The organism is Escherichia sp. MAL-1 (assembly GCF_052948035.1).
The window spans coordinates 2,465,226-2,484,550 of sequence record NZ_CM129609.1 but is presented as its reverse complement, the minus strand read 5'-3'; the positions used below and the strand labels follow the sequence as shown (position 1 = coordinate 2,484,550).

Here is a 19,325-nt window from a genome sequence, read left to right as displayed (position 1 = left end):
GGAGAGTATGAAATGAAAAAGATAGCCATTTTGATAACCGATGATATCAGTGCATTTCATCTCTCCGTACCACTGGCAATTTTTGCAGATATTATCCCGGACCATTCATTATTTAACGTTGTTTTATGCTCCGTGCAGGGAAAGACTATAAAAACCTCACATGGTATGCATATTACACCGGAATATGACTTATCGGTGTTACGTACTGCTGACATGGTTATAGTTCCTTTCTGGCCATCGCCTGACATTGTACCGGAGCCACAGTTAACGGAAGCACTCCGGGAAGCTGCACAGCATAATGCCACCATTGTGGGTTTGTGCCTTGGTGCCTATGCTCTGGCCTATTCAGGACTACTGGATGCAAGAAACGCGTCGACACACTGGTTGTATGAGAGTGATTTTCAGTCACGGTTTCCGAATACCCACCTGGATATGAATGCGCTCTATGTAGCTGACGATAATATTATTACTTCTGCCGGTACAGGTGCGGGTATGGACTGCTGTCTGTATCTGGTCAGGGAGTTGTACGGGAGCAATATTGCCAATCAGATAGCAAGGCGAATGGTGATCCCGCCTCATCGGGACGGGGGACAGGCTCAGTATATTCAGATGCCTTTTCCATCTGCAACAAAGGATCGCCAGATAATTCTGCTGGTTGAAACGCTGCGCCAGGACCTGGCCAGACGCTGGACGCTGGATGAACTTTGTGAAGTCGTTAGCATGAGCCGACGAACCTTTACACGCCGCTTCCGACAGTCGACGGGCATGACACTGGTTGACTGGTTAACAACGGAGCGTCTGAGAGAAGCGCAGGTATTACTGGAATCTACAGCCCACTCTGTACAGAAGGTATCTGAGCTGGTTGGTTTTAGTTCCGCAACATCTTTACGGAAAAAGTTTATCGCAAAATTTGGCGTATCGCCGTCCGTATGGCGAAAAACATTCAGGGGTTCAGAAGCGATATAAAACTTCTGCCAGCTGGAAAGTAAATTAATCCTCTTACTGTGTTCTGTTAATACAGAACTGGAGTTCTATTATGAAATTTCATCAGATCCGTAACGCCACTGCAATTATTCATTATGCAGGAAAAAAAATCCTGATTGACCCGATGTTATCAGCAAAAGGTTCATTCCCTGGTTTTCCATTGACGATGAACCGCCATTTACGGAACCCTCTTGTTGACTTACCTCTTCCGGTATCAGAGGTTATTGATGTAGATGCTATTATTGTTACTCATACGCATGATGACCACTGGGATGCTGCTGCCCGGGCGCTGATCCCTCGCGATATGCTTATTTTTGTACAGAATACTGAAGACAAAAACGAACTGGCCCGCGATGGATTTATTAACCTACAAGTTCTTGATAATGAAATTGAATACGCCGGAATTCGCTTAATTAAAACTCACTGTCAACATGGTAGTGATGAGGCATTCCGCAACCCCGCTGCGGCAGAGCTATTAGGTGAAGCTATGGGGGTTATTCTCCAGTCTGATGGCGAAAAGACTATCTATATAGTTGGTGATACTATCTGGATTAATGATGTAGAGCAGGTTATGCATAAATATCAGCCTGATATCGTTATCCTGAATACGGGATATGCGCAGGTGGAAAATCTGGGGCCTATTATCATGGGTAAAGAAGATGTGCTAAGGACACATAACATACTTCCAAAAGCACATATTATTTCCACACATATGGAATCTGTAAATCATTTTGGACAAACCCGAAAAGAAATCCGTGAGTATGTAGATCTTAATAAGATTACTGACCAGGTTAGTATCCCTGAAGATGGTGAAGTCGTTAATCTTTAATTATACATCCCCACAACTTTAATCAGGCAGTTACTCATTATGGTTTTACTGGTGACTGCCGGCCCTCTTAGCATTCGAAATTTTTTATGTCACCCGATTTAGTTCCGCGCACTTTTTGAGATTTCCGGGGTTTCAGCCATCAGCCGGTACTCTTCCGGTGTCAGGTTATTCAGGGATTCGTGGGGGGGGGGCGCTGTTATAGCGCGAGCAGTCTTTATGCACCGGCTGGGGGAAATCAGAGACCGGGGACTGGAAAACCAGAGCTACCGGGCCAGCGGGCTGACATTGCTGACTGCGGCGATCTCACTGTGGAATACGGTATATATAGAAAGAGCCATAGATTCTCTGAAGCGAAAAGGGATCCCACTAAATGAACAGCTGATTTCTCATCTGTCCCCGCTGGGATGGGAACACATCAACTTGAGTGGAGATTACGTCTGGCGAACAAACCTCAAGCTGGGACAGGGAAAATACCGTTCGTTACGCTCAGTAGATAGCAGTCTGTATAAAAAACAGGCTTAACGTAGGATATTTTCCGTTTTCCAAGCGGGCCCCTAATTTATCAGTGTATTACAGGTTAAAATTTGATCTTAACGTACAATATTTTCCGTTTCCCAAACGGAGCCTATAATCAGGAATAACCGGCTTCAGGTTGGTTGCTTATTCTGGCAACCGGCAGATTTCTCGGCGAATTCGCACGGGGTCATCCAGCCCAGTGCAGAATGGGGACGACTCTGGTTATAGTGTATGCGCCAGACCTCGATTTTGCACCGGGCATCCTCCTTGGACATAAACCAGTTCTCGTTCAGGCACTCCTGCCGCAGCCTGCCGTTGAATGACTCCACCGTAGCATTATCCGTGGGCGTGCCTGGCCGTGAGAAATCGATCCGGATATCACGTTCGTACACCCATTTATCCAGCATTTTCCCTGCAAATTCAGAGCCATTATCTGTCTTCAGTAGCTGCGGTAATGGGCGTCTCAACGCGATAGTGTCCAGCATCTCCGCCACTTCTGAAGAGCGCAGGTTCTGGCCCACGCAGATCCCCAGACATTCGCGCGTGTAGAGATCGATTACCGTCAGCAGGCGAAGCCGGCGACCGTCAAACAGCGCATCGGAGACAAAATCCATCCCCCATACATGATTGGGATACAGCCCCTGCGGCTGTGGCTGACGTTTCAGCGCAGATTTATTGCGGCGGGGGCGTTTCAGCCGCAGCGATAATCCCTGCTCGCGGTAAAGCCGGTAAACACGCTTGTGATTATCGCGCCAGCCTTCCCGTTTCAGCATGACGTGGACTCTGCGGTAGCCATAGTGGACACGGGTTTCGGTTATCTCCCTGATGCGCAGTCGCAGTGCGCTGTCGTCTGCCGCAACGGAGCGGTACCGGAACGAACTGCGGCTGATCTTCAGCGCAAAGCAGACCTGTCTTTCACTGGCACCGTAGCGGGTCTGTAAGTCCCTGACCCACTCGCGCAGGCGTGCCAGCGTCAGCTCTTTTTTGCCAGCACGTCCTGCAGCATGGCCTTGTCGAGACTCAGGTCGGCAACCAGCTTCTTCAGGCGAAGGTTTTCCTCTTCGAGCTGCCGCATATGTTTCAGCTCTGAAGGAGAAATCCCGCCGTACTTTTTGCGCCAGGTGTAGAACGTGGCATCGGAGATGCCCAGCTTGCGGCAGACTTCCGGTACGGGCGTACCCAGCTCAGCCTGCTTCAGGGCAAAGACAATCTGCTCTTCGGTAAATCGTGACTTTTTCATCGGCACAACCTCCGCTCAGGGGAGTGAATATCATGCCGGAATTCTGTTTCTGAATGGAGCAGGATTTCGGGTCAGGGTCAGACCCCACCCCGGTAGACGATCCTGCCCTATAGTTTGGAGTGACCCCGAGCCCGTAGACAAATCTGCCCTATAGTTTGAGCATAGGACGAGTCTATGGGCACACCACGTTTTACCCCTGAATTTAAGGAAGAGGCTGTCCGCCAGATAACCGAGCGCGGTTATTCTGTTGCCTAAGTATCAGACCGTCTGGGCGTTTCTGCGCACAGCCTCTACAAGTGGCTACGGGCTATCAAGCCTGATAACAGCGAACATCTTACCTCGCCTCAATACCAATACATTTTTAATGGGTATAATATGTGACTGCTTTTGCCGCATTATTGACAGGAACAAGGACAGGTGATGAATATTGATTTCAGTTTAATTCGCAGCGCCCCCAAAAGCCGTAACGATAGCTTTGAAGCACTCGCCGTACAGTTATTTAGGAAAACCTGTCGAGTACCGACAAAATCAACATTTATTAGTCTGCGTGGAGATGGTGGAGACGGTGGCGTTGAGGCATATTTCCGCTCACCGGACGGTGCCGTATTCGGTGTTCAGGCAAAATACTTTTTCCAGCTTGCTTCCGCAGAGCTTACACAGATTGATAGTTCCCTTAAAGCCGCGCTAAGCAACCATCCCACACTAACCGAATACTGGATTTATATACCGTTTGACCTGACCGGGCGTGTTGCTGCGGGAAAGCGAGGAAAAAGCCAGGCGGAACGCTTTGAAGAATGGAAAAGTAAAGTCGAATCGGAAGCGTCAGCGAAAGGGAAGTCACTTTCTATTGTCCTTTGTACCGCGGCTGTTATCTGCAATCAATTACTTGAGATAGACCCTTACGGAGGAATGCGCAGGTATTGGTTTGATGACACGTTGCTGACAGCAGCTCAAATTCAACAATGTCTGGATGACGCCATTGCTTTTGCAGGGCCAAGATATACTTCAATGCTGGATGTTGTGACGAATGCTCATGTTGGTCTGGATTTTTTTGGTGGGACCGGTGACTTTCGCGAGTGGTATGAAACATCATTAACACCAATTGAACCGCCCCGGGTTTCCTGGAGAGTGTTTTATCTGTGAACTCAGGCTGCCAGATCATCGTTTCCGATGGAAGCATAATAAGCTTTTTCTGCTTCTGCCGGTGGAATATGGCCCTGCCTTTCCAGCAATCGTCGATTGTTATACCAGTCCACCCACGTGAGTGTGGCCAGTTCCACTTCTGCACGGTTTTTCCAGCTCTTACGGTGTATTACCTCCGCTTTGTAAAGACCATTGATGCTCTCCGCCATCGCGTTGTCATACGAGTCGCCTGTACTTCCTGTTGATGCCAGTAATCCGGCTTCCTTAAGCCGCTGTGTGTAGGCCAGCGATACATACTGAGAACCTTTATCACTGTGATGGACCGTGCCGGACGGTCGACGGGCCCATAACGCCTGCTCCAGTGCATCCAGCACGAATGTCGTTTCCATGGACGATGAGACCCGCCACCCCACGATGTATCCGGCAAACACATCAATGATGAACGCCACATAGACGAAGCCCCGCCATGTGCTGACGTAAGTAAAATCAGCCACCCACAGCTGGTCAGGTCGTTCTGCCACGAACTGACGGTTTACGCGGTCGCCTGCGGCAACGGCTTTCCGGCTGATGGTCGTACGGACCTTTTTACCCCGGAGAACACCGGCAAGTCCCATAACCGCCATGAGACGTGCCACAGTGCATCTGGCCACTCTGATACCTTCCCGTAACAACTGACGCCAGACTTTACGCACACCGTATACCTTGTGATTTTCATCGTATACGCGCTGTATCTCTTTCTTCAGCCAGTCATCGCGCTGCGCACGGGCACTGCGTTTATCCGGATGATGTCGCTGTTGCTGACAGTGGTAATACGTTGACGGGGCAATATGCAGTTCGCTGCATAGCGGTCCGACCCCGTACTGCTCACGCAGCTTATCCAGCAGTGGCATCATTTTTTCCAGAGGCGGTCGAACTCCGCCTTCGCAAAATAAGCGGAAGCCTGGCGAAGGATATCGTTACTGCGGCGCAGTTCACGATTTTCACGTTCCAGCTCTTTCAGACGCTGACGTTCAGCGGTGGTGAGCCCTCCATCACCGCCCCCGGTATCCCGCTCATGCTGGCGAACCCAGACACGCAGAGTCTCCGGCGTACAGCCAATCTTTGGAGCAATGGAACAAATTGTCGCCCATTGTGAGTCATATTCGCTCTGACTTTCCAGAACCATACGGACTGCCCGTTGACGGACTTCGGGGGAAAAACGAGTATTTTTAGTCATCCTGTTTACCTCTTTCTCAGGAAGTTTAGTCTCCAGGATTCCCGGGGCGGTTCAAATCGTTCGAGAGTTCCATTCACTGAATGGATACGGACGCAAATCGCTGGATATACTCGGCGAAACCTGTGCTACATCTGCGACGGCATTGATTGAAGAAATAATCGCCTACTGTGAGAGCATGAGAGATAACGATGTCACGGCCACATCGGTTACAGATCTTTGCGTTGCTCTGTCATCCCTATTGACACTTATCGCTGATGCCCGCCATGCTCAAGAAGATAAATTTTATAAAAAGCATGGCAAGCATAGTGATACAGAATCGTTCCGACAGTTCCACGCAGAGTATATGTGTGCATTTCCTGCCGGAGATATGGATGCGGCGAGAAAGTGGGAAGAGCAGGCGCAGCAACTGCAAAATTTGTTGACTTCTCAGGTCATTGGTGCTGCAACAGCACATTCCTTACTGCTGGTTGGCCCAGCGGGTATCGGCAAAACCCACGCAATTGTCAGCGCTGCATTGCGTCGACTGGAACATGGTGGTTTTTCCTTGGTCGTCTTTGGAGACGACTTTGGCAAAGCAGAGCCTTGGGAAGTGCTGCGCAGTAAAATAGGGCTGGGTGCCGCCATCGATCGTTCGACATTATTTGAATGCATACAGGCCTGCGCCGAACATACTGGCTTACCTTTTGTCATTTATATCGATGCCTTGAACGAAAGCCCGCGAGAAGTGCGCTGGAAGGACAAGCTTCCCGAATTACTCGCTCAATGCAAGTCTTATCCAGACATCAAAATCTGCGTTTCAACCCGAGATACCTATCGCAATCTTGTGGTCGATTCACGCTTTCCAGGGTTTGCTTTCGAACATATCGGTTTTTCAGGACATCAATTCGAAGCGGTACAAGCTTTCGCAGCCTACTATGGGCTGGATGCAGAGATTACACCACTTTTTTCACCCGAACTCAGTAATCCTTTATTTTTACACTTGGCCTGTAAAACGCTAAAGGGCGAAGGCCGTGACAATCTGGATATTTCTTTGCCGGGTTTTACCTCTCTGTTTCAAGGACATCTCAAACATTGCGATGTTTTAATTCGAGAACACCTCCACTACGCAAACCCTCGCAATCTGGTAAGGGCTGCAATGATGGCACTCGCGAATACCCTGACACATGAGTTGCCGCAGAACCGAACCTGGGAAACCTGTTGCGAAGCACTGAGCAAAATAGTGGGAACTGAGACCACACCTGAATCCTTTTTAAATGCATTGGCACATGAAGGCCTCATTATTCTTTCTGTTGTAGATGAGGATACCTTCCTGATCCGTCTGGGTTATCAACGCTACGGTGACATACTCCGTGCTATCAGCCTTGTGGAAGCTCTTGATTCGGATACAGCAAAACTCGCGGAGAAAATTGCAGCGTTAACAGAAGAAGATGCTGGATTGCTGGAAGCTCTTGCCGCCGTGCTGCCAGAGAAAACTGCTCTTGAAATTACTGCTGAAGAAGTAGGATTACCATCCGAAAAAGCCCATAAGCTGTTCATCCAGTCATTGGTTTGGCGCTCCCGACAAAGTGTAGTGGAAGAAATTGATGAACACATCCATGCAGCACTGCATACACCTGGATTATGGGAGTCGGTTTATGAAGCGCTGTTTTCACTTAGTCTGGTTCCTGACCATCGTCTAAACGCAACTAACTGGCTGGGGCCATTTTTACGGCAGTCATCCTTAGCTGAACGTGACACCTACTTGTCATTAGCTGCGCTGGGATCATTTGATAACAAGACTGCTGTCTATTCACTCATCCATGCAGCACTATTTGCTGACATAACCCATTGGCCTGCTGAAAGCCGGAGGCTGGCCAGTCTAACACTTGCCTGGCTCACTTCGTGTGCTGACCGCCGAATCAGGGATTTATCCTCAAAAGGGCTAAGCAGAATCCTGGCAAACTACCCGGAGAACTGCCAAACAGTAATCAGTGAATTTGCATATTGTGATGATGATTACGTATTAGAGCGTATTAGCCTTGCTATCTACAGTGCATGCTTATTGTCACACCAACGCAGAAATGCGTTTATGCCAGCGCTCCCTGGTCTATTAAGCATTGCGTCAGATAGCAAGAATATTCTGCTCCGGGATACGGTTCAGCTATTAGTAAACTTGTTGAAAACAGGAGAATTTCCCACAGCCGTAACAAGCCAATTACAGCATTACCAGACAAACGTATCATTACCATCACGATGGCCTGTAATGGCGGATGTCAAACCCCTCCTAGATCTGGAACATTTACCATCAAACATGGTGCTCTGGGGAGAGTCCATGGCCCCGGATTTCTGGCGTTATCAGGTGGAATCGAAGATTTCCGGCTTTGACTTGGAGAGCGCCAATATCAGCCATGAAAACATTGCCTGTTGGTTAATGCGAGAAGCACTTAATTTAGGATATCCCGGTTATAACCACTGCGCGCTCAATTATGATCGCCATATCGGGAGTCAGTATGGCTCGGGACGGGGTAGAAAAGGGTATGCTGACCGACTCGGTAAAAAATATTACTGGATCGCCTTACATCGACTACTGGGCATTCTGGCCAGTAATGTTCCCGCACTGGAAGACCCATATTCCGACTACGAACCTACAAGTGATCATCTATGGTCAGTCGACGTCCGTAAAGTCGACCTGACCGATGTACGCGACATCACCGCAGAAAGTGTCTATCCAGTACTGATGGAAGAAACAAATTATGCATTCCCTGACCGCAATTCAGATATCAAAGGTTGGGTTCGGACCGATGATTTGTCACCTTATGAAGCTTGTCTGATTCGAACTGACAAGGAAGGGGAACAGTGGGTAGCGCTTTCACACAGCTATTGGGACGAGGATAAAGCGCCGAATGAAAATAGCTGGAATTCACCTTACCTGGCAGTTCGTGCTTATTATTCAAGCGCACTCATAAATGAAAGCATCCAGAACTTTAAACAGAAAAGTGCGCGCGATATTTTCCAATATAATCAGGGAAATAGCTGTTATCGCGGTTATCTTGCTGAATATCCTGACAGCCCAGTGTACAAACAACTTCTTAATAATGAGGAAGATAGTGAAGCATTTAATTTTACAGAAGTCAGTTTACTACGCGGAAGCGAATGGGAATATGACTACTCATATACCACGCCCGAGCGCCAGGATAGCCTCATTGCGCCATGCCAGGGAATCATTCAAAAACTCGAACTTTTATGGGATTGTCAAAGCGGTTGGGTTGATCGTTCTGGCAAACTTATCGCCTTCCATCATAAAGGTGTAAGACAAAGCGGACTTTTCATTCATCGTTCGGCGTTGAACGCCTACCTGGCCATAACAGGTGAAGAACTTATATATCGCCGTTTTGCTAACAGGGGATATTTTGATTTAGCTGGCCGTAACGGCTCGCAAATAGACCTGAAAACTTGGATCCAGTACCGGGCAGACAAGGCGCCAGTAGTTTTACGAGAAGAGGAACTGCCGTTTAACTGCTGACAACGATACTTATTAAGTAATCAACTGGCTCTTCTGGCATCGAATGCCAGAAGAGCCATTTCACACTACCAATTTAAGTAGACTGAAGGAATACTTGGTACAAGCAAACGCACGCCATATCGGATAGAGGGGACTATGAACGAAACCATCGAAAAACTGATTGCCAGTGGAAAGGAAGGGCCATGGTGGGACTTTAAACAAACCTACCACCAAAACAATGCAGCCCTTGTTCACGATATCCTCTGCATGGCAAACGTCCTGCATGACGGTGACCGGTATCTGATTTTTGGCGTGAATGATGAAGGGGTGATTACCGGCGTGCCGGAAGATGGTAAGCAACTTAACCAGGCAAATTTAATCGATCTGTTAAGAAAAGTCAGTTTTGCAGAGCACCATTGTCCGGATATTCAGCTGCACCACATCACACTCCAGCATAAGGTGCTGGCTATTCTACAAATTCGTAACGTCAGAATGAAACCCTACTATCTGACCCAGGACTATATAAAAGAGGGAAAAACTGTCAGAGCCGGTGTCGTTTACACCCGGCAACAAGATGCCAATACGCCCGTAACTAGCTGTGCCAGCCCTGGAGATGTCATGGCAATGTGGAGAGAGCGCTTTAACCTGGACCTGGCACCCGCTGACCGCATAGTCAGACTGCTTCTGGATTACGACAATTGGGAATATGACGGTATCAGCGAGGCCTATTATCGGTTGGACCCGGATTATGCCATTCATATTGGCTACACAGAAAAAGATATAGGAGGACAACACTGGTGGTCAACGATTAGCATTGAGCAACCTTGTCACTATGAATACATCCTCAAATACCGTGGGCTTGTACTTGAACGAGTGCCAATCGTACATTACAGAAATGAGGGTTTACAGTTTCCCTTTCCAGAGATGGATACGCTGGCTTATCCAGGAAAAAGGGATGGATTCGTAACTGATTATTATGCAGACGTTTTTTACTTCGTAAAAAACACCTTACCCTACAATCTGTTGAGTCATATCAGAGAATTACACTCACTGCCTGGCCGTAATTCAGGCATAACCATGCCGTTAACCACCCAGACCAAACCGCCGATTATCGAGCTGCCATTCATGGTGTTTGAGAACGCAGGGGAAAAAGAAGAAAAGCTAAAGTTTATTCAAAGTCAGCTTGCTGATTTTTGTCCGGATGGTATGCCTGATACAGCATCGATGAAAACTGACCCAGAACTAAGAATGGAAGTAGAGAGGCAATTTTCCTGGTGGGTTTTTAACCATATGCGTTGAGCCGAAGCCAGTAACCCTGCCTGGGAGTTGTTCATTTTTGACGTTGCAACTAAAGGTCAGCGCTACGATAGCGTGTTTTAGTGCGCACTCGCGTATTTTCTCCCTCTTGGGTGAATTTGGCCTACTTTCGCGGGCCATATACTGCCCCACGCACGACGATGTGCTTTAAGAGAGTCAACGGCAATACCAATAAAAAGCGCTCGGTTGCACGATGTGGACAGCATCCTGATATGGCTCCCGTGGACTTAGCCCCCGGCCGCGTCCAACATAGCGAAGCCAGCACTCAGGCTCCATGACATTTTTTATACTGAACCGCCCCGGGAATCCTGGAGACTAAACTTCCTGAGAAAGAGGTAAACAGGATGACTAAAAATACTCGTTTTTCCCCCGAAGTCCGTCAACGGGCAGTCCGTATGGTTCTGGAAAGTCAGAGCGAATATGACTCACAATGGGCGACAATTTGTTCCATTGCTCCAAAGATTGGCTGTACGCCGGAGACTCTGCGTGTCTGGGTTCGCCAGCATGAGCGGGATACCGGGGGCGGTGATGGAGGGCTCACCACCGCTGAACGTCAGCGTCTGAAAGAGCTGGAACGTGAAAATCGTGAACTGCGCCGCAGTAACGATATCCTTCGCCAGGCTTCCGCTTATTTTGCGAAGGCGGAGTTCGACCGCCTCTGGAAAAAATGATGCCACTGCTGGATAAGCTGCGTGAGCAGTACGGGGTCGGACCGCTATGCAGCGAACTGCATATTGCCCCGTCAACGTATTACCACTGTCAGCAACAGCGACATCATCCGGATAAACGCAGTGCCCGTGCGCAGCGCGATGACTGGCTGAAGAAAGAGATACAGCGCGTATACGATGAAAATCACAAGGTATACGGTGTGCGTAAAGTCTGGCGTCAGTTGTTACGGGAAGGTATCAGAGTGGCCAGATGCACTGTGGCACGTCTCATGGCGGTTATGGGACTTGCCGGTGTTCTCCGGGGTAAAAAGGTCCGTACGACCATCAGCCGGAAAGCCGTTGCCGCAGGCGACCGCGTAAACCGTCAGTTCGTGGCAGAACGACCTGACCAGCTGTGGGTGGCTGATTTTACTTACGTCAGCACATGGCGGGGCTTCGTCTATGTGGCGTTCATCATTGATGTGTTTGCCGGATACATCGTGGGGTGGCGGGTCTCATCGTCCATGGAAACGACATTCGTGCTGGATGCACTGGAGCAGGCGTTATGGGCCCGTCGACCGTCCGGCACGGTCCATCACAGTGATAAAGGTTCTCAGTATGTATCGCTGGCCTACACACAGCGGCTTAAGGAAGCCGGATTACTGGCATCAACAGGAAGTACAGGCGACTCGTATGACAACGCGATGGCGGAGAGCATCAATGGTCTTTACAAAGCGGAGGTAATACACCGTAAGAGCTGGAAAAACCGTGCAGAAGTGGAACTGGCCACACTCACGTGGGTGGACTGGTATAACAATCGACGATTGCTGGAAAGGCAGGGCCATATTCCACCGGCAGAAGCAGAAAAAGCTTATTATGCTTCCATCGGAAACGATGATCTGGCAGCCTGAGTTCACAGATAAAACACTCTCCAGGAAACCCGGGGCGGTTCATACTTTACTCCCGACCCGCAGGGACAAGGTTCATTTCTGCCTACCGCCCCGAACAATCGCGTTACTTCGGATTTAGCCGCCTTGTAAGCAAGCTGCGCGATGTAGTTCGACTGATTTTCAACCTCTAGTCGCTGCTCACCTGTTAACCCTTCAAAAAAGGGGGCTAACCGCGCTATCAACGGTGCTGCCTGCCTGTGTACTGGGTGACCCCATGCAGGCCATTTTTGGCTTTCGGGGGAACCAGCTCGTGGACTGGGATGCACATGTACTCTCTCACTTTCCACTGATTGGTGAGCTCAATCATCCATGGCGCTGGGCTAACGCAGGGGCGCCGGAGCTCGGTCGCTGGCTTCTGGACTGCCGACGGATGTTGCTGAATGGTAACGCCATTGACCTTCGCCAGGTGCCTGCTGAGGTGACCTGGGTGCCGTTACGGGCAGAAACAGTTGTTCAGCAGCGCCTTACTGCAGCCCTGACACGCGCTGTCACCGCAAACGGGCAGGTACTGGTGATTGGAAACAGCTATGACACCCGCGGGCGTCAGCAGATGGCCAGCCAGACCCCGGGAGCAACGACCGTCGAAGCCGTCGATTTAGTCGACCTTACCGACTTTGGTGCAGCGTTTAACCTAGACGCTGCGGATGCGTTGACGCGCCTGGTGCAGTTTGCCGCAGGCGTCATGACCCAAGTTGGCCCCGCAGCATTGCTGCCCCGTCTGGAAACGCTACGAAGAGGGCGAGCCCGCAACCCGCCGACGGTTGCCGAAGCAGCGTTAGTGGCATTTGCAGAGAGACCCGGTTTTACGCTGGCCGCTGAGGCACTGCGCCTTCTGACCCGCCAGGATAATGCGCGGGTCTATCGGCCAGAGGTTTTGCGCTGTTGTTTGCGCGCCTTGCAGTCGGCTGCTGCCGGAGGCTGCACATTTGCAGACGCCACGGTAAACGAGCGCGAACGCAATCGCCACGAGAGTCGACCATTGGCCCGGCGTGTAATCGGCAGCACATTGTTGCTAAAGGGACTGGAAGGGGAGGTGGCAGTCATCACATCCCCGGAAGAGATGGATGCACGACACCTCTATGTCGCTATGACGCGGGGATCTTCGCGGCTGGTTGTGTGCTCGCTAACTCCCATATTGACGGCCCGCTAACTCCGATGCAAAGCGCCCTTGCTCGCAAATCGCACCTTCCTTAAGGGCAGTGCCTGACGTACAGCCCTATCAAATAGCCTGGCTTCTATCACCATTCCTCACGCCTTGCCGGTGAATCAAACTCCTTTTCTACAAAATTTGCAGGGTTTGTATAAGTTGAAAGCGGTGCAGAACTGAGCGAAATCTCCACCCCTAAAATATTTAACACTTTGTATAGACGCTCAAAACTTGCTTTTGAAGGATTTGACTCAAGGCGAGCATAAGTCTGCTGGGTTACACCCAACATGGCAGATAATTCTCTTTGAGTTAATCCTTTTGATTTACGAAAACCAATTAGAAGTGGACGTAACTGGCTAAGAAGTCTAACGGGAAAAATAGTATCCATAAGTAGGTGGCCATGTCGATTACTTCATAATAAATTCACTCCTCGTAAGAAACAGCCTGTAAGGTGTCTTATTACTTTACAGCTTACAAGGTGTAAGGGTGAACTCGTTGTATTAACTAATACTGCTCAAATTTTAAAGGTTGCATCTCGCGCTGGCTGGGATTATATTTATTAAGGACTAGCATATAGTGGTGTACGCTGTTATCCTCTTTGTAATGAGGCTTATCAGTGTGTGAAGGGAGAGGGCGGACTCTGCTTTGCCCTCTCTCTTTCATGGACTTATTTAACTTTAAATGTTTTTTAAAAGTCATTGCCTTATTGCAATGGTTTTATTAAAAATCCCAATCAATGTGTTTATTTTTTCATTTATCTTAATTTGCTTTTTCTCTTGCTCGAGAGAAAGTTTTCTGAATTCATTTTCCCTGCTCGGCACGGCAATTATCAACTCTTCATAAATCTCCTTTGCTCCTGATACTTTTTCCAACTCGCTGCTGTATTTTTCAATAAGAGTTCTTATTTGAATATTTACATTTCTGTATTCATGACTGGTAGCACTTAAAACAAGTTGACTGGAATTTTTTTTGGGTGCCTCAATTAACTCTACGCTTTTCTTTACGACATTGAATTCAGATGTGACTGAGTATACATATTGATACGCGCCTGATTTTCTGACTTTACTCAATAATCCTTTTCTAACTAAACACTGAATTTGGTTATAAGCAAAAGCTTTTGCCTTAAAATAACTTTTCGGAAGTGAAAATCGCTCGATAAGAATTTGAGCCACATCGTTACTGGTGAAGTTATCTTTAGCAATATAGATTATTGCGGAAAATATGTACGACTCAGCGTTGGATACTCGACTATTCATATGACTAAAACAAGGCAGTTAACTTAGGATTGCTAAGTATACAACAATGGCAGATACTTAGACAATCTAAGCATTCGAGGCCAATGAAGATGAATCAGTGTCTGAAAAAAATCCGATACCAGAAAGACTTAAGGAAGCGAGAAGCAGGGCGGGTTTATCACAGCGCTCATTGGGCCTCCTTGTTGGGTTTGATCCCGCTTCGGCTAGCAGTCGTATGAATCATTATGAGAAAGGGCGCCATGTCCCCGATATTGATACGCTTCGACGGATGGCGGCAGAGTTAAACGTGCCGTTGAACTACTTTTTTTGTGATGATCAGACCACAGCTGAACTTGCATTACTCATATCCCGGATGACAGAGGAAGAGCGAAGTAATCTTATCGAAGCACTCAAAAGGCATCCAGGCGAAAAGCATGCTGACAAAAAATGATATTACATATAAAGCGACTGAACTTTTTGAAGGTAACGAAAGTGTAGCATTACACTGATGCAATGAACCAAGCAGGACATTACAGTGGGAGACGCCCTCTCAGATAACAAACTCAAAAGAGGGAGCCATAAATATATGTTTATCAATACAACCAGCATTCTGCCGACAACCGGGAAGCTGTCGGCTAAATCTTCCATGTCAGAATTATGACGACTTATGTAGTTCCCGAATCATATGGTTGGCCAACAGGCTTTCCACCGGTATAACCGAATTGATTTTTACCGCTTTGACAATTTCTATCAACGAAAGGGTATTTTGCGCTAATTGGTCTCGCAATTCACTTACTTCAGCCTGCAACTGCTGGTTTCTGGCCAGCAAAGCCTGACGGGTTTTGCGGTTGACGTATTGCTGTTTTTCTTTTGGGCGTAGATTCAATGGGCCAAGTTGCTGGTCAACATAGGCAGCAATTAGGCGTTTACGCTCTAGGCTGCTCAGCGTACTTAAACCACCGTTAACGATACCTTTTGCCTTGAGCCTAATATGCAGGGCCTTGGCGGAAATAGGGGACTTGTCAAAGCCTTCAACCAGCATCAGTTGTAATTCGTGCTCAATCAGTGTGTTCAGTTCCTTGCCGCGCATCAATCATTCTCCTGCATCAATTGTTGGTATTCAAGTGCAAAAAGCTGGGCCAGTGTACGGACTTTGCCCTCGGTGATTACTCCACCAGACAACACACTCTCAGCAGCAACCAGTTGTTGAGTCTTGGCACGACGATGCCATTGTGCTTGTATTGCCTCGAGTTGCTGTAACCGTCGTTCGATGTCGGCCAGTCTGGTCTGGTAATCAGGCTGATGTTGAGTAAGTTGGGTCAACTTCGAATGTGCTTGCTGTAAAGCCTGTTTTTTGGCAATCAGATTTGGTAGCTCATCTATCCGGCCTGTCAGCGTGAAATGTTCACAAAAGGCAGCACTCTGGCATTTCAGTCGATAAGGACATCCCCAGAGGTTAACTTCCCGCATACAGGAGCCAAATTTCAGCGGATACAGCACGGCATGTCTTGCCACCATGTCAGAGGCTTGCTCTGGTCCTTCTGCGTCGCGGATTTCTTCAAAGGCGGCAGCAACATCTTCAAAGAGGCCGTTAGCAAATGACGCCTCGACAAACCTGGCTACATCATCCCGATCGTCAAAAGTATGCAGGTTGGCTTTGATGGTATTGTCCAAAGTCATGTGTTCCGTGACCGCCAGTTGGCCGGTCCGTTTGACGATATCCAGTGGCGTAGCAATGGAGGACGAAGAGGGCGAGACAGTTAGTGCTGTCGAAATCGGCTGCAAGGGCACCAACGAGGCGGCTTTTCGCCGTTCTGCAAGCGCCAGATGTTGATAATGCTGATTCTGCGTGATGTCCACTCGACCCATCAACATTGCCTGTAAGTGGTCAGAGATATCCGCAATAGCAAGAAAGGTATTGATGTTGTGCCGGGGAATGTGGGTACGCATCCGCGTCGAGGTGCCATCCTCCTCCAGTAATTGATATTTGCTGAATACTGATCCATCAGGCTCAACGTTGCCTAAGAATTTATTCATAAGTGTGTTAGTGAAGGGTATCGGTGTAGCCAGCAAAGCCAGTGTGCGCTTTAATGCCAGCGAACCCTTCTCGTGTAGAAATAGCAGATCCTCGTAGTTAACTTGGTAGCGTTTGCCATTTTCCATCCAGGCGTGTGTACAGGGTTCGTTGGCATTCGCCAGGCCAAATTCGGTCTTAATGTAATGATTGAGAGCAGTCTTGGAATAATAGATAGATTTGCTGTTTTTCGGGCCTGGTATTTCTTGAACGGGCAGCACACCTCTTTTGCTAAGGGCTTTGGATGTTTTGTCCCGTTGTCCTGCCCGGCCCCGAAAACTTGAGGTAGTTTGGGTGATGTACTTCACCACATCGTCCAGTTCGACTCGTTCACCGGGCATGTTGCTGATGGCCTGTGGCAGGTAATCAGCAAAAGATTTTGCCCGTAGATAGGTAAGATGGCTGCGTATTGGTGCGGTCAACATTTTAACGGTACTGAATATACTCTCGACCAGCGGTACTGCCAGCGGTTCTACCCAATGCGTTCGCTCCCCAGCACCTTTGACACCAACATAACGGATACCAAGAAAATAATCGGGTAATCCCTTGTCCTGAAATCGTTTGCAGATTGCCGGATCATCAATCTGGCGTTTAAACAGGGCATCCTGTCTGAGATTAAACGCTTCAATGGAGCGAAAGCCGGTAATAACCAATAACAACAGGCAATTTAACGCGATTTTCTCAGCATCACTTTCCACCCGCTGGATTAATGCAACTATGTTCAGAAATCCGCGAATGGTAATCAACGCATCTTCACCATCGGTAGTGGTATCAGACAGCTTGGCCTGCTGTTTCAGCGCCATGGTTTCCCGGGCTTTGCGGGTCAAGTTGGTTTTGTTGGTATACTTCACATCAGAGTTGTATTGCAGTTTAACCAACGTAAATGTGAAGTGATTGACCAATTTTTGAAGGCTAACGCACCGCCCTTTATAGTTAGCTGTATTGGGGTCACTAGGAGATGAAACGCTACTGAGAAGATCCATCGCTCGTTGAATGACAACTGTGCTCAGGTAAGATGGATGGGTCTGTCCTGTCTCATAAAGCATCGCATGGTACCATCGTTTCAGAATCATCAAAGTTGCCTTTGCCACCGCTGGCGACATACTCCTATTTCCCTGTCGGTAAACCACTACCAGCATAGCTTTCATGAACTGACTATATTCTTTGTCGATGGGCAGATGTTCTACAATACCTTTGAATCTGTTCATCTCATCAAAACGTAATGTATTTCTGCCGTTCCCTCGCAACCATCCACTTCCCTGGTTACCACTTACCCAGATATGATCATTCCATGTTTGGGCAAAATCAGCAGACAGGTGCTGTTCGAACCATTTTTTTTGCTCTTCAATAAAAGCCTGAAAATGCTCAAAGTGATTTTTCATTGGACTTCACCTGTTCCTGATGAAAACGGCAGCGGGCGATAACAGACTCAATTTCAAACTGTGTGGTTTCATGGATTAAAATGAGCGGATTTCGGGAATTACCTACACCGTCTGAAATAGCGATTAGTTCATCGACTTCTTTTTTGACGCATTCAAGTAGAGCCTGATGTTCACCATCCGTAAAAGGGCGATAATACAGACAGCCGTAACAAGAACGCACTTCGCTGAAAGGGCATGTACTACTGTTCCTGGAGCAACCACCAATTTTATCATGCAACTCGTCACCAACGAGTCCCACCACTGGATGGCCTTTCCAATGTGCTGAGTCGACCAGTTCCCCAGTGAGCATCATAGCCACCATATTTTGCCAAACGGGATTCGACCCAAGCGCTTTAGCACGGATCAAGGCCAACGCGGGAGTTGCCATAATGTAGTATTTAGCTACGGCAAGAGAGGTGTGCCCCAGTACATGTGCTATCTCTTCAGCGCTAGCACCTTGCATCGCCAAAGAGTGCCCAACATTGTGGCGTAAATCAGTGGGTGTAATTGTGGGCAATGCAGCTTCGCCACATGCTACGGCGGCTTGATATTCAGGAGGACAGAAATTTAGGATTGCCTGATTAATTGCCTGAGACACATAATGCGGAGCTGAAACGCTGAAATCGAATAGTTTATCTTCGGGGTTTTTCTTATATCTCACGGTATAGTTCATAATTAACTCCCCAATTTCTGGGGGGATCGCCAGAAATAACCGCTCTGTCGTCACTCGTCTTTGTTTAGCATATGGTAAAAAAACACTGTATCGAATCAGACCAGATTCCTGATTTCGTGTATCGATACGAACATCTTTGACCGCCAGCCTAGCGAGTTGTACTGGGCGTGCACCCGTTACATAAGCCAACCCAAGGATAGCTGCATTGCGCACTTCGCTGTGACTGAAACTTTTGCCATCGCGTAACAACGAAGCCATTTCAAACAGTCCATTGCAAATCATGTTTTTTTCAAGAGGGTCAAGAATATTATCGATTTCTTGGTAAACCCCCCAATGTTCGAGATACGGTCGAGGGACGAACTCAAGATCATCGTAATCTTCAAGATTGAAACCTGGGAATGTTTCAGCACAAAGTATTTTTAATCCGAATAACACGGAATAAAAGGTAATGA

At 48.2% G+C, this 19,325-nt stretch carries 16 protein-coding genes, 3 pseudogenes and 2 other annotated features; of the genes and pseudogenes, 10 read left to right on the top strand and 9 right to left on the bottom strand.

Features of this window, described 5'->3' with window-relative positions; translation table 11 throughout:
- Positions 1 to 12: 12 nt before the first annotated feature.
- Positions 13 to 966, top strand: coding sequence for a GlxA family transcriptional regulator (locus tag ACU8XX_RS12325; RefSeq protein WP_016245980.1), 954 nt, complete (start codon positions 13 to 15; stop codon positions 964 to 966).
- A 70-nt stretch (positions 967 to 1,036) separates the two neighbouring features.
- On the top strand, positions 1,037 to 1,813 hold the full coding sequence (locus ACU8XX_RS12320; RefSeq protein WP_016245981.1) for an MBL fold metallo-hydrolase: 777 nt from the start codon (positions 1,037 to 1,039) through the stop codon (positions 1,811 to 1,813).
- Between the two features lie 98 nt (positions 1,814 to 1,911).
- Here the strand turns inward: ACU8XX_RS12320 and ACU8XX_RS12315 are convergent.
- Positions 1,912 to 2,037: pseudogene (locus ACU8XX_RS12315) on the bottom strand (IS3 family transposase); the annotation flags it as partial.
- Between ACU8XX_RS12315 and ACU8XX_RS12310 the strand changes: the two are divergent.
- Positions 2,012 to 2,335, top strand: a pseudogene (locus tag ACU8XX_RS12310) (Tn3 family transposase); the annotation flags it as partial. The pseudogenes ACU8XX_RS12315 and ACU8XX_RS12310 sit on opposite strands and share 26 nt — an antisense overlap.
- Before the next feature lie 125 nt (positions 2,336 to 2,460).
- Here the strand turns inward: ACU8XX_RS12310 and ACU8XX_RS12305 are convergent.
- Positions 2,461 to 3,569, bottom strand: a protein-coding gene (locus ACU8XX_RS12305; protein WP_369755208.1) for an IS3 family transposase whose coding sequence is annotated in 2 segments (ribosomal slippage) — positions 2,461 to 3,308 and positions 3,308 to 3,569 — 1,110 coding nt in all. Because the reading frame shifts where the segments join, the coding sequence is not laid out codon by codon here.
- A gap of 174 nt (positions 3,570 to 3,743) precedes the next feature.
- On the opposite strand from ACU8XX_RS12305, the pseudogene ACU8XX_RS12300 reads away from it, so the two are divergent.
- Together ACU8XX_RS12300 and ACU8XX_RS12295 are read left to right on the top strand one after the other, a co-directional pair.
- Positions 3,744 to 3,899: pseudogene (locus ACU8XX_RS12300) on the top strand (transposase); the annotation flags it as partial.
- A gap of 90 nt (positions 3,900 to 3,989) precedes the next feature.
- Positions 3,990 to 4,712, top strand: coding sequence for a hypothetical protein (locus tag ACU8XX_RS12295; RefSeq protein WP_240765159.1), 723 nt, complete (start codon positions 3,990 to 3,992; stop codon positions 4,710 to 4,712).
- Between the two features lie 2 nt (positions 4,713 to 4,714).
- Here ACU8XX_RS12295 and ACU8XX_RS12290 read toward each other — a convergent pair.
- A protein-coding gene (locus ACU8XX_RS12290) for an IS3 family transposase (RefSeq protein ID WP_428848416.1) occupies positions 4,715 to 5,928 on the bottom strand; the annotation gives its coding sequence in 2 pieces (ribosomal slippage) (positions 4,715 to 5,640 and positions 5,640 to 5,928; 1,215 coding nt in all).
- Positions 5,531 to 5,647 (bottom strand) — a sequence feature (AL1L pseudoknot). Its footprint overlaps the gene before it by 117 nt.
- A 343-nt stretch (positions 5,929 to 6,271) precedes the next feature.
- On the opposite strand from ACU8XX_RS12290, the gene ACU8XX_RS12285 reads away from it, so the two are divergent.
- The 3 genes from ACU8XX_RS12285 to ACU8XX_RS12275 all read left to right on the top strand — a co-directional run bounded on the left by ACU8XX_RS12285 (position 6,272) and on the right by ACU8XX_RS12275 (position 12,284).
- Entirely contained in the window at positions 6,272 to 9,430 is a 3,159-nt protein-coding gene (locus tag ACU8XX_RS12285) for an ATP-binding protein (protein ID WP_001543764.1), read from the top strand.
- 135 nt (positions 9,431 to 9,565) lie between these two features.
- On the top strand, positions 9,566 to 10,708 hold the full coding sequence (locus ACU8XX_RS12280; RefSeq protein WP_001459743.1) for an AlbA family DNA-binding domain-containing protein: 1,143 nt from the start codon (positions 9,566 to 9,568) through the stop codon (positions 10,706 to 10,708).
- 362 nt (positions 10,709 to 11,070) lie between these two features.
- Positions 11,071 to 12,284, top strand: a protein-coding gene (locus ACU8XX_RS12275) for an IS3 family transposase (protein WP_428848416.1) whose coding sequence is annotated in 2 segments (ribosomal slippage) — positions 11,071 to 11,359 and positions 11,359 to 12,284 — 1,215 coding nt in all. Because the reading frame shifts where the segments join, the coding sequence is not laid out codon by codon here.
- Positions 11,352 to 11,468, top strand: a sequence feature (AL1L pseudoknot). It overlaps the preceding gene by 117 nt.
- A 2-nt stretch (positions 12,285 to 12,286) precedes the next feature.
- On the opposite strand, the gene ACU8XX_RS12270 is transcribed toward ACU8XX_RS12275, so the two are convergent.
- The gene (locus ACU8XX_RS12270; RefSeq protein WP_240765157.1) at positions 12,287 to 12,589 is read right to left on the bottom strand and encodes an SEC-C metal-binding domain-containing protein; all 303 of its coding nucleotides are present in this window, start codon (positions 12,587 to 12,589) and stop codon (positions 12,287 to 12,289) included.
- Between ACU8XX_RS12270 and ACU8XX_RS12265 the strand changes: the two genes are divergently transcribed.
- Positions 12,538 to 13,473 (top strand): hypothetical protein, encoded by a 936-nt coding sequence (locus ACU8XX_RS12265; RefSeq protein WP_016245986.1) that lies wholly within the window; start codon positions 12,538 to 12,540, stop codon positions 13,471 to 13,473. The two genes, ACU8XX_RS12270 and ACU8XX_RS12265, sit on opposite strands and share 52 nt — an antisense overlap.
- 88 nt (positions 13,474 to 13,561) lie before the next feature.
- Here ACU8XX_RS12265 and ACU8XX_RS12260 read toward each other — a convergent pair whose 3' ends face one another.
- Positions 13,562 to 13,858, bottom strand: a complete 297-nt coding sequence (locus ACU8XX_RS12260; RefSeq protein WP_000379666.1) for a helix-turn-helix domain-containing protein — start codon at positions 13,856 to 13,858, stop codon at positions 13,562 to 13,564.
- A 307-nt stretch (positions 13,859 to 14,165) separates the two neighbouring features.
- Positions 14,166 to 14,726 carry a hypothetical protein gene (locus tag ACU8XX_RS12255; RefSeq protein ID WP_001543770.1) on the bottom strand — a complete coding sequence of 187 codons (561 nt, stop codon included), beginning with the start codon at positions 14,724 to 14,726 and terminating at the stop codon, positions 14,166 to 14,168.
- 97 nt (positions 14,727 to 14,823) lie between these two features.
- Here ACU8XX_RS12255 and ACU8XX_RS12250 point away from each other — a divergent pair, with 97 nt between their 5' ends.
- Entirely contained in the window at positions 14,824 to 15,156 is a 333-nt protein-coding gene (locus ACU8XX_RS12250) for a helix-turn-helix domain-containing protein (protein WP_024189840.1), read from the top strand.
- Between the two features lie 204 nt (positions 15,157 to 15,360).
- Here the strand turns inward: ACU8XX_RS12250 and ACU8XX_RS12245 are convergent, their stop codons facing one another.
- From ACU8XX_RS12245 to ACU8XX_RS12235, 3 genes are read right to left on the bottom strand one after another with little or no spacing between them, the layout of a single operon-like run.
- On the bottom strand, positions 15,361 to 15,795 hold the full coding sequence (locus tag ACU8XX_RS12245) for a hypothetical protein (RefSeq protein ID WP_001214175.1): 435 nt from the start codon (positions 15,793 to 15,795) through the stop codon (positions 15,361 to 15,363).
- Positions 15,795 to 18,161: a hypothetical protein gene (locus ACU8XX_RS12240; RefSeq protein WP_000788503.1), complete on the bottom strand. Its 2,367-nt coding sequence runs from the start codon at positions 18,159 to 18,161 to the stop codon at positions 15,795 to 15,797. The genes ACU8XX_RS12245 and ACU8XX_RS12240 overlap by 1 nt, the downstream gene beginning before the upstream one ends.
- The gene (locus ACU8XX_RS12235) at positions 18,145 to 19,323 is read right to left on the bottom strand and encodes a site-specific integrase (protein WP_240765518.1); all 1,179 of its coding nucleotides are present in this window, start codon (positions 19,321 to 19,323) and stop codon (positions 18,145 to 18,147) included. Before ACU8XX_RS12235 ends, ACU8XX_RS12240 begins: the two co-directional genes overlap by 17 nt.
- Positions 19,324 to 19,325 lie beyond the last annotated feature (2 nt).